Annotated in this window: 11 protein-coding genes; 7 read left to right on the top strand and 4 right to left on the bottom strand. The window is 51.1% G+C overall.

Going from position 1 to position 10,510, the window contains the following annotated elements; all coding sequences use genetic code 11:
* On the bottom strand, positions 1-115 hold a 115-nt coding region (locus KP22_RS22790; RefSeq protein ID WP_244880036.1), incomplete at its 3' end, for a hypothetical protein.
* Between KP22_RS22790 and KP22_RS14395 the strand changes: the two genes are divergently transcribed.
* Together KP22_RS14395 and KP22_RS21835 are read left to right on the top strand one after the other, a co-directional pair.
* Positions 96-557 carry a hypothetical protein gene (locus KP22_RS14395; RefSeq protein ID WP_244880035.1) on the top strand — a complete coding sequence of 154 codons (462 nt, stop codon included), beginning with the start codon at positions 96-98 and terminating at the stop codon, positions 555-557. The two genes, KP22_RS22790 and KP22_RS14395, sit on opposite strands and share 20 nt — an antisense overlap.
* Positions 517-903: a DUF2645 family protein gene (locus KP22_RS21835; protein ID WP_342342028.1), complete on the top strand. Its 387-nt coding sequence runs from the start codon at positions 517-519 to the stop codon at positions 901-903. The genes KP22_RS14395 and KP22_RS21835 overlap by 41 nt, the downstream gene beginning before the upstream one ends.
* 54 nt (positions 904-957) lie before the next feature.
* On the opposite strand, the gene KP22_RS14390 is transcribed toward KP22_RS21835, so the two are convergent.
* Entirely contained in the window at positions 958-1,995 is a 1,038-nt protein-coding gene (locus tag KP22_RS14390) for an NADP-dependent oxidoreductase (protein ID WP_039324908.1), read from the bottom strand.
* A gap of 94 nt (positions 1,996-2,089) precedes the next feature.
* Positions 2,090-2,596 carry a TIGR00645 family protein gene (locus tag KP22_RS14385; protein ID WP_039304471.1) on the bottom strand — a complete coding sequence of 169 codons (507 nt, stop codon included), beginning with the start codon at positions 2,594-2,596 and terminating at the stop codon, positions 2,090-2,092.
* Positions 2,597-2,922: 326 nt separating this feature from the next.
* Here KP22_RS14385 and rhaT point away from each other — a divergent pair, with 326 nt between their 5' ends.
* The gene (gene rhaT / locus KP22_RS14380; RefSeq protein WP_039324906.1) at positions 2,923-3,957 is read left to right on the top strand and encodes an L-rhamnose/proton symporter RhaT; all 1,035 of its coding nucleotides are present in this window, start codon (positions 2,923-2,925) and stop codon (positions 3,955-3,957) included.
* 177 nt (positions 3,958-4,134) lie between these two features.
* Here rhaT and KP22_RS14375 read toward each other — a convergent pair whose 3' ends face one another.
* Complete coding sequence (locus KP22_RS14375; protein ID WP_039304465.1) at positions 4,135-4,749, bottom strand: YagU family protein; 615 nt, start codon at positions 4,747-4,749, stop codon at positions 4,135-4,137.
* Positions 4,750-5,369: 620 nt separating this feature from the next.
* On the opposite strand from KP22_RS14375, the gene KP22_RS14370 reads away from it, so the two are divergent.
* The 4 genes from KP22_RS14370 to KP22_RS14355 are packed head-to-tail and all read left to right on the top strand — an operon-like array spanning position 5,370 to position 10,485.
* Positions 5,370-6,983 carry an ABC transporter substrate-binding protein gene (locus KP22_RS14370; protein ID WP_039304464.1) on the top strand — a complete coding sequence of 538 codons (1,614 nt, stop codon included), beginning with the start codon at positions 5,370-5,372 and terminating at the stop codon, positions 6,981-6,983.
* Positions 6,961-7,920, top strand: a complete 960-nt coding sequence (locus KP22_RS14365) for an ABC transporter permease (RefSeq protein ID WP_039304461.1) — start codon at positions 6,961-6,963, stop codon at positions 7,918-7,920. Before KP22_RS14370 ends, KP22_RS14365 begins: the two co-directional genes overlap by 23 nt.
* Positions 7,913-8,779: an ABC transporter permease gene (locus KP22_RS14360; RefSeq protein WP_039324904.1), complete on the top strand. Its 867-nt coding sequence runs from the start codon at positions 7,913-7,915 to the stop codon at positions 8,777-8,779. Before KP22_RS14365 ends, KP22_RS14360 begins: the two co-directional genes overlap by 8 nt.
* Entirely contained in the window at positions 8,776-10,485 is a 1,710-nt protein-coding gene (locus KP22_RS14355; RefSeq protein ID WP_039324902.1) for a dipeptide ABC transporter ATP-binding protein, read from the top strand. Before KP22_RS14360 ends, KP22_RS14355 begins: the two co-directional genes overlap by 4 nt.
* Positions 10,486-10,510 lie beyond the last annotated feature (25 nt).

The raw sequence follows: 10,510 nt of genomic DNA, 5'->3' as shown, positions 1-10,510 counted from the left end.
CTTTATTGTAGGTCTTCCAGTTGGTGATTTTGTACTTCTGCTTTGCCACGGCACTGCCTGTATTATCAGGATGATGCGTGATCTGATCCTGCCGTTTGGCAAAAGTTCGATTTATTCAACAAAGCCTGTTGAAATTTAAATACAGTGACTTCATAAAAGCAATATTTTTACTATTTATCTCAATTGGCATATTTGTTATTTTCGCAGGATTCTTCTACGAAGAAAGTTACCACTACAAAAAAGATGATCATTTTACACATTATACTTTACCCCTAGATGAAGTAAAAAACACACCTGTTATTTCTGACAACTACGAATTTTACTATTACTCACCAGATGGCACGTGGCGATTAACCAATGGCGTAGTTTTTTATAACCCAATGCCTGGGCGTAAAACTGAATTGGTAAAATATATAGAGACGCTTGGATTTAAAAAATCCAAAAGCATCCCATGGAGTTACGGAAATATAAGTGAAGTATGGATAAAAGGACATGATGAGGTTAATTTAATACAAGATGATAAAAATAGAACGATTGATATCTCGTTTATTAAATAGTAAGATTAATTTTTCATCAGGATTCAAAAAGGAATTTGAAAGTATGTTAAAAAAAAATCACATCGATAACATCTATTTTTATTCTTATTCTGCCTTGTGTCTTTTTTTAATCCATGCTTTTTCTACAATCGAATATGAATGGCTATTTGGTGACAACTCACTTAAAAATTTCTGTGAAAACCCGAGAAGTTATGCTGATAGTTTTTCAAATTTCATTATCATCCCTTTGTCTATCCCTTTTCTTTTGGTTAAAAGAACACCACCAAGAATAATTACTTACCTTGTTATTCTCATGTATTACTCAGGCAGTTTCTATACACGTGTGACTATCTGCCCGTACTGGTAACACACTCTGTCTGCCGAGTGCAAAACTCGCCGCCGCAGCGGCGAGTCTGGTGTATCAGGCATCGGGTCCGACTCTGACCACTAACTTGCCGAAGTTGCGGCCATGCAGCAGGCCGATAAAGGCTTCGGGGGCGTTTTCCAATCCGTCGACGATCTCTTCGCGGTATTTGATCTTACCTTCTTCCACCCACGGCGACACATCCTTCCAGAACTCACCAAAACGATGACCATAATCATCAAAGATAATGAATCCCTGCATCCGAATACGTTTCTTCAGGATCGTCCCCATCAGCAGCGGTAAACGATCCGGTCCATCCGGCAGCCCTGTGGCATTGTAGCCAGAGACTAATCCGCACACCGGAATACGCGCCGAGGTATTCAGCAGCGGCAGCACGGCGTCAAAGACTTTCCCGCCGACGTTTTCAAAGTAGATATCGATTCCCTTCGGGCAGGCTTGTTTCAGCTGTTCGGCAAAATCATCCGCCCGGTGGTCGAGGCAAGCATCAAATCCCAGTACTTCAACCGCATAGCGACATTTTTCCGCGCCCCCCGCCACACCAACAACCCGACAGCCTTTCAATTTCCCGAGCTGCCCAACCGTCGCGCCGACCGGGCCGGTCGCGGCGGCCACCACCAGCGTTTCACCTGCTTTAGGCTGGCCGATATCCGTTAGCCCCATATACGCAGTGAAGCCCGGCATACCCAGCACGCCCAACGCATAAGAAGGATTTGTCGGCGACTGGCCCAGATTGGTTAACCCTTTGCCGTCGGAAATTGCATAATCCTGCCAGCCACTGAAGGACAGCACCCAATCACCGATCTGATAATCCGGGTGTTTTGACGCCACCACGCGGCTGATTGCCCCGCCTACCATCACGTCATTCAGTTCGACAGGTTTAGCATAAGAAGGGGCGTCGCTCATGCGGCCACGCATATAAGGGTCAAGGGAGAGAAACACCGTACGCAGCAGGATATGTCCTGAATCGATCTGTGGGACAGGCTGCTGTTCCAGACGGAAAGTCTCTGGTGTTGGCGCGCCGTGCGGGCGCTGAGCCAGAACCACACGGCGGTTAATGCGATCGGTTTGCGGCATAATATCCTCCGTTAAACAAAGCATATTGATAAAATCACTTCGTTAACAATAGGATCTGTTCTTTCATCTGGCTACGCAAACCGTGCGGCGTTCGTTATGCCGTTTTGCTTTTTTCGTAACGCGACATGCGATCCAGATACCCCATGACCAGTGCAGACAGCACAAACGTCAAATGGATAATCACGTACCACATCAGCTTGTTATCTGGGATATTACGGGCGTCCATGAACACGCGCAGCAGGTGGATCGACGAGATAGCGACAATCGAGGCAGCCACTTTATTTTTTAGCGAGCCGGAGTCCATCTTACCGAGCCAGTTCAACTTTTCTCTGCCATCGGTGATGTCTAATGCCGACACAAAGTTCTCGTACCCGGACAGCATTACCATCACCAGCAATCCGCCGACCAGCGTCATGTCGATCAGTGACAGCAGCACCAGCACCAAATCTGCTTCAGCAATATCCAGGATATTAGGCAGGACGTGGAACACCTCCTGGAAAAACTTGATCGCCAGCGCCAGCAATCCCAGCGATAGCCCAAGATAAACGGGGGCAAGCAGCCAGCGCGATGAGTACATCAGATTCTCAATAAAACGTTCCATAACTCACTATATGCAGGAGGAAAAGAGGGAAATAATAGCGAAAAGTCCTGCTGTGGTGTTAATCAATTCTTGAGCAGAATGCACCATTTACAGAATGCTCTGCCTTATCGCGCGTTCAGGGATAAACTCCGCGTTTTGTGATCCTGCCTGTATCAACCTTCAAACCGATGCCGCCCCTCTCCGCCTCGTGGCACGCATCTGAAGGTGCACATTTTTTCACCTTTCTACACTGTTTAGCGCCAGCAGGTCTGGCAACACGCATACACCGCACTCTACATTCAGAGCCGGAAACAGGCTTACTACAAAGTAAAAACAAGGGGTTACGCATGAGCAATCCTATTCTTCTTGGTATTTTCTGGCACTTCATCGGCGCGGCTAGTGCAGCCTGCTTCTATGCACCATTTAAGCAGGTCAAGAACTGGTCGTGGGAAACCATGTGGTCACTGGGCGGATTTTTCTCGTGGATTATCCTGCCCTGGAGCATCAGTTGGTGGCTACTACCTGATTTTTGGCGTTATTACGGTTCATTCGATATGGCGACCCTACTCCCCGTCTTTCTCTTCGGCGCGATGTGGGGGATCGGCAATATCAACTACGGCCTGACGATGCGCTACCTTGGCATGTCGATGGGCATCGGTATCGCCATCGGCGTGACGCTGATTATCGGTACGCTGATGACGCCCGTCCTGCAAGGCAAGTTCTCCATTCTGTTTGGCTCGGCAGGCGGACGCATGACGTTACTGGGCGTGCTGGTCGCAGTCATTGGCGTCGCGATTGTCAGCTATGCCGGTTTACTGAAAGAGCGTGCGCTCGGTATTCGCGCCGAGGAATTCAACCTGAAAAAAGGGCTGATTCTGGCCGTGATGTGCGGCATCTTCTCCGCAGGTATGTCTTTTGCGATGGATGCAGCTAAACCCATGCACTCCGCAGCACAAGAGCTGGGGCTCAATGCACTGTATGTCGCACTTCCCAGCTACGTGGTGATTATGGGCGGCGGTGTCATTGTCAATCTGGGTTTCTGCTTCATCCGTCTGGCGACCTGCAAGGGAATTTCATTAAAAGCCGATCTGGCACAGGCCAAACCGTTGCTGATTGCCAACGCGCTCTTCGCCATTCTGGGCGGCGTCATGTGGTATTTGCAGTTCTTCTTTTATGCATGGGGACATGCCAATATTCCGGCCGATTACACCTACATCAGTTGGATGCTGCACATGAGCTTCTACGTCCTGTGCGGCGGCATCGTCGGGTTACTATTTAAAGAGTGGAAAGCCGTGGGTCAAAAACCGGTACGTATGCTAGTTCTCGGCTGCGTGGTCATTATTCTGGCGGCAAATATTGTCGGTCTGGGCATGGCCACATAAGCGTTTCATCAGATTCGCCAGGAAAACCGAGCGGTTAGATGTGTTGTAACCAGAAAGTCAAAACGCCCTGAGAGAGTCTCAGGGCGTTTTGGAATAAACTTAAATTTTTACTGCGAACTTATTTTTAGAAAATAATAAGCATCGCAATAGGTTATATCTCTAAAATAAAATCACGATTTATCGTGAAGCATTCAAAGGAATCTCTGGATCGGGCTCGTGAGTCATACGGTTACGTAAATCACGACGAATAATCTCAATAGACCAGAACCAAATCAGGTGACCCACAATTTCTGATACATGTTCATACATCGGGAGAACAAACAGAGAAGGAGTCAAACCCATCAATGGGAATGAAATCATATGGACAAACAGTTGAGCCAGCGCACCAGCCAACAGCCCTTGCCATAATTTTATTTTAGGAAATACTTCTGCAACGACACAATAACCTAAAGCAAAAATAATAGAGAAAATAATATGAGTCACACCAACCCAATTGAACACGTGGCCGGCAAAAGTATAAACAGCCGCATTAGGATCAACGACCCCAAGCCAATCGCGTAAGAATATGTAGGGAGGGTTAAGAAAATTACGGGAGCAATCAATTTGCTCGGCAGCTCTAATCAATGATTCAGGTGCACAAGCACTAGTAAACATATCGGTAGGGCTACGTGGAGGAAGCGGATTTTCTGCGCCCCACTTTACAAAGGATGAAACAATACCTGCAATCAAACCAATAAAAGCAGCTAATCCATAGCGTCTCCGGGATGGAGGAGTTTGTTCAAAAAAGTTCATTTTTTTACCAATCTAACTATTAAAGGTTATAGTCTTACATAGGTATCATGTACTTATAAAGAGGTTAATTGATATATAGAACAATCTCTCTAGTACATTTTGTTATTAGGAATGCCGTTTTTTAATTTTATAAAATGATGAGAGTCAATCATGAGTTGCTTTTTTGTGAAATTTTTATTCAAAAATTGAAAAACCAAATTCGATAAAGTATACAAAATGTATATTTACTCCGAGAGAACTGAATGATAATTCGCCAACAAATAGTTAATATAAAATAGTTAGGTTATTTTTTTGTGAAACAATTACATTTTAGTAACTCATGCTCCTCGCGCCTGAATACTGCAACTATTCCCCATGACGTCCCATCCTGATGACATAACTGCCATACTACACCTACATAATCAGAAATGTTTGGTCACGCTTACTGACTCGGATTCCGCTGTAGTCATCGGCAATCCCTTGCTGGGACACGTTTTCCAGAAACGACTTACCACCTTTCGCATATATATTTTTATGGAATTGAAAATCCATTTTTATTCTTTTACATGCATAAGGCCGCCCCCTAGAGTAGCGAACAGACCGCCGTGTATGGCCTCATGTCATCGTAAAGGACACAGGGAATGGAAAAAAATCACCAGCAAGTTACGACCCTCGCAGCAGGATTACTCTCGCTGCTTTTCGCACTCAATCCCGGTGCTTACGCCGCACAAAGCGGTGAAAAACCAGTGTCTGGCGGTATTCTGAATGTAGGGCTGGGTAGCGATACGCCGATTATTGACCCGCACATTACAGCCTATGGCGTAACAGCGCTGATTTCCCGTAACGTGGTCGATTCACTGGTAGGACAGGCAGAAGATAACCGCTTTACGCCCTGGCTGGCGGAAAGCTGGAAAATTAACGATGACAACACCGAATACACCTTCCATCTGCGTAAAGATGTCACGTTTAGCGACGGCACCAAGCTAGATGCGGAAGCGGTGAAATACAACATTGAGCGTATTCTCGATCCGAAAACCACCTCAAGCTATGCCAAATCACTGCTAGGTCCTATCGACAAGATCTCAACGCCGGATGCCTACACGGTGGTTATCCACTACAGCTCGGCGTTTGCGCCACTGTTACAGGGGCTGAGCCTGCCATATCTGGGCATTCAGTCGCCGACTTACCTGAAGAACACGCCAAACACCAGCAATACTGTGGTAGGTTCCGGGCCATTTATTCTTGATTCCTTTGTCAAAGGCAGCGGCAGCAAGTTGACAAAACGCCCTGATTACAACTGGGGTCCGGGTTATGCCAAACATACTGGCCCAGCCTATCTGGATGGTCTGGTGTTCAAATATCTGCCGGAAGCCTCTGTCCGTCTTGGCGCGCTGAGCAGCGGTCAGATTCAGGCGATTGACGCCGTACCACCGGCCAATTTCCCCACAGTGAAGCGCAATCCGAAACTGGAAGTCATTACCTATGAAAACCCAGGCGTTAACCGCGTACTCTATCTCAACACCACCAAAGGCCCCTTCCAGGATGTCGCGGTGCGTAAGGCATTCCAGAGCGCCGTGGATACCAACGCAGCGGTGAAAGTCGCCTTCTTCGGTACGCTGAAAGCCGCCAATAACGTCCTCGGCCCGGCCACGCTGTACTACGATCCGAGCGTCGCATCCCGCTGGGGCTTTGATGTGAAAAAGGCCAACGAACTGCTGGATAACGCCGGCTGGAAACAGAAAGACAGCGCAGGCTATCGCACCAAAGATGGCAAACGCCTGAGCGTTAGCTTCGTCTATGCCACCACCAATGTGGAAGCAGCCGACGTCGCATTGTTCCAGGCCGTGCAATTCCAGGTGAAACAAGCAGGCTTTGACGTCCAGTTAACGCCGGTCGATGCGGGTGAATTCACTACGCGCACCAACGCTAACGAATACGACATCGCGTCCAACTTCTTCGTGCGTGCAGAGCCGGATATTCTGCGTACCGTCTTCGATTCGGCCTATGCGCCACCGAACGGCAACAACTTTACCCGCATCAGCGTGTTGAATGACAAACTGAGAAAAGCTATCGGCGCGGGCGAAACAGAGCGTAAACAGCTCTATACCGAGATACAAAACGAAGTTATCGATCAGGCATATGTAGTTCCTCTGTATGTTCCAGCCTATCAACTCGGCCTGTCCAAACAGGTACAGGGCATAAGCTGGGCGACCAACGCAAAACCGAACTTCTATGATGTCTGGATTAAACGTTAACCTGTACGCGCTAGGCAAACGTCTACTCACCATTTTGGCTGTGCTCTGGGGCGCAGCCACATTGACGTTTATTGCCGTCAAACTTATCCCCGGTGATCCGGTCGCTATTCTCAGCGGCGGCGATAACGTGGTGGATGAAGCCTATCGTGCCGTACTCATCAAACAATTTGGGCTCGATCAGCCGCTGTGGGTGCAATATTTGCGCTACTGCGGGCAGGCGCTACAGGGCGATTTTGGCGTCAGTTATCTCTACCGTCTGCCTGTCGGCAACGTCATTAGCGACGCGATGCATGAGACCCTACCGCTGGCGATCGGTGGTCTGATACTGGCTTTGTTCCTCGCCATCACCAGCGCGCTGCTCACCGCAGGCCGCTATGGGCCGCTGCGTACCGCCGTATCGTGGCTGGAACTGACACTGCTTAGCACGCCGGTCTACTGGATTGGTATCGTGCTGTTGAGCCTGTTCAGTTTTCGCCTGCAATGGTTCCCTGTCACCGGCAACGATGGTTTTATGTCGCTGGTGTTGCCCGTTATCACCCTCGGCTTGCCGATTGCCGCCATTCTTAGCCAGGTACTGCGCGACGGTCTTGAAGATGCGCTCTCCCAGCCATTCTCGTTAACCGTGCGCACACGCGGCGTCAGCGAAATCCGATTACGCTTCCGTCACGGTTTGCGTCACGCGGCGCTGGCAGCGTCAACGCTAACTGGCACGTTGCTGGCAAGTGTACTCGGTGGCTCCGTACTCACTGAAACCGTGTTTGGCCGCGCCGGTATCGGGCAGGTCACGCTGAGCGCGATTGAAAACCGCGACATGCCGCTGGTGCTGGGCGTCGTGATGCTGTCCGCCTTCCTATTCGTCGTCATCAATCTGCTGGTGGATGCGCTGTACCTTCTCATCGATCCCCGCTTACGCAAGAAGGCGAGTGCCCATGAGTAGTGAACCGATGCCCTTCACACAGACGCCATCAAGAAAAACCTATCGTAGCCCGTGGCTGAGCACGGCGACGCTGCTGCCTGCCGCTATTGTTTTCCTGCTGGCGCTGGCAGTCTTTTTTCCGTCGCTGTTTACCAGCCGCACCGCAGATGAAATGGATATGGGCGCGGTATTTCAGTCGCCAAATGCCACTTATTGGTTCGGCACGGATCAACTCGGACGCGACATTTTTTCCCGCATCGTTCACGGCACGTCGCTGTCGCTGGGTATTGGGGTCGGCGCGATGCTGATCGCCTGCTTCGGCGGTGTGCTGTTTGGTACGCTGTCGGTGCTCGCACCGCTGCGCATTCGTCAGCTTCTGGTACGCCTGTTGGACATCATGCTGGCGTTTCCCGATCTGCTGTTGGCGTTGCTGGTGATCGCCGTGTTAGGACGCGGTCCGGAAAACACCATGCTGGCCGTCGGTCTGGCGGGGATTGCTGGCTATGCGCGTTTGATCCGCTCTCAGGTGCTGCAAGTCAGGCTTTCCGGCTATGTTGAACATGCGATTGCGCTGGGCGAGCACCCGCTGTACATCGTCTTCCGCCATATCATCCCCAATACGCTGCGCCCACTGCTGATTGTCGCCACCATTGGCGTCGGCCACGCGGTGCTATCCGCCTCAGCGCTGAGCTTTCTGGGGTTAGGCGTCGTTCCACCGACCGCCGAATGGGGCGCGCTACTCGCCGACGGGCGTAACTTCCTTGATATCGCACCGTGGGTCAGCCTGCTGCCTGCCAGCGTTGTGGCACTGTCGGTGATATCCATTACGCTGCTGGGGCGTCGTTTACAGGCTATTTTGGCCAAAGGAGATGCACGATGAGCCTGAACCCACGTCCTCACCCCTCTCATTCTTCTTCAGAGGCACCGGCGAAAACGCCACTGCTGCGCGTAGATGGCCTGAGCGTCACCTTTCCTAGTCCTTTCGGTCCCATTCGTTCGGTTAAAAACCTCTCTTTTCAGGTGAATGCTGGTGAAATTCTGGCGCTGGTCGGCGAGTCAGGTTCAGGGAAATCCGTCACCGCACGCACGCTGGTGGGGTTATCCGGCGAAGGCGTCGATGTTCAAGCAAACGCGATTGAGCTCACACGCCATGACGGCAGCCTGTGTGATTTACGCTACCTGACCGATCGCGACTGGCGAGCAATTCGCGGCCGTGAAATCGGTTTTGTTTTGCAGGATGCGCTGGTCTCTCTCGATCCGCTGCGCAAGATCGGGCAGGAAGTCGCCGAACCGATTTTGACTCACCGCCTGTTACCCCGCGAGCAGATTCCCGCCCGCGTCGCCGAACTCCTGACAAAAGCAGGCATTCCCGATCCTGAAAACCGGGCAGCCCAGTATCCGCACGAGCTGTCTGGCGGCCTGCGCCAACGTGCGCTTATTGCTTCCGCGTTGGCAGCCGGTCCACAGTTGCTGATTGCCGATGAACCGACCACCGCGCTGGATGCCACAGTGCAGAAACAAGTGCTAAAAGTCTTCACCGCATTGGCACAGGCTGGGCATGGCGTTCTGCTGATCACTCACGATCTTGCGGTTGTCGCAGACGTCGCGGATCGCGTTATCGTGATGCAACAAGGTTCATTGGTAGAAGGCGGCGAGGCACGACAACTCCTGTCAGCGCCGACACATCCCTACACCCGCAAGCTGCTGGCAGCGATCCCAACGGCTTCTACGCGTGGAAAATGGCTGGCCGGTGTCGATCCATTACAGAACGGCATTGCGCCCTCAGCCGCGTCTCTGCCAGCAAATCATGCCCGCACAGACGACACTATTGCACTCACGGCAGATCAAATTTCGGTGTCGTTCAAGCGACCAGACGGTAGCCGGATGCAGGCGGTCAATCAGGTTTCTCTCCAGATCAAACGGGGCGAAACGCTCGGTATCGTCGGGGAATCAGGTTCGGGCAAAACCACGCTGGGGAAAGTCATTCTCGCACTACAAAAACCGGACAGCGGCGAAGTCCGACTATCGGGTAACGCCTGGAGTGTGCTGACGGAGCGCGAACGCCGACCGCTACGAGCCCGCATTCAGACGATCACGCAGGATCCGCTTAGTTCGTTCGATCCGCAATTTACCGTCGCCCAGATTCTGCGCCAGCCGCTACGCTTGCGTCGCGATCTTAGCGACGATGAAAAACAGCGACGTATTCTGACGCTGCTGGAATATGTCGGGCTGACACCGGATCTGCTAACCCGACGTCCAACCGCGTTATCTGGTGGGCAACGTCAGCGCGTTTCTATCGCACAGGCACTGGCTTCAGATCCTGACATTCTGATCTGCGACGAGCCAGTATCGGCACTGGATGTCACCACACAGGCGCAGGTATTGGATTTACTGGTCGCGTTGCAGCGTCAACTGGGGCTGACGATGCTGTTCATTTCGCACGATTTGGGTGTCGTGCAGCATATGAGCCACCGTATCGCGGTGATGAAAGATGGGGATATCGTAGAAACCGGGCCAGTCGAACAGATCTTCAACCAGCCGCAGCACCCTTACACGCGGCTGCTGCTCTCGACGGTGGCGGAATAGTTTTGTCGAAGAAGGATTGAGTGGT

This window comes from Pectobacterium betavasculorum, from assembly GCF_000749845.1.
Classification (GTDB): Bacteria; Pseudomonadota; Gammaproteobacteria; order Enterobacterales; family Enterobacteriaceae; genus Pectobacterium; species Pectobacterium betavasculorum.
This window is presented reverse-complemented; position numbering and strand designations above follow the sequence as displayed.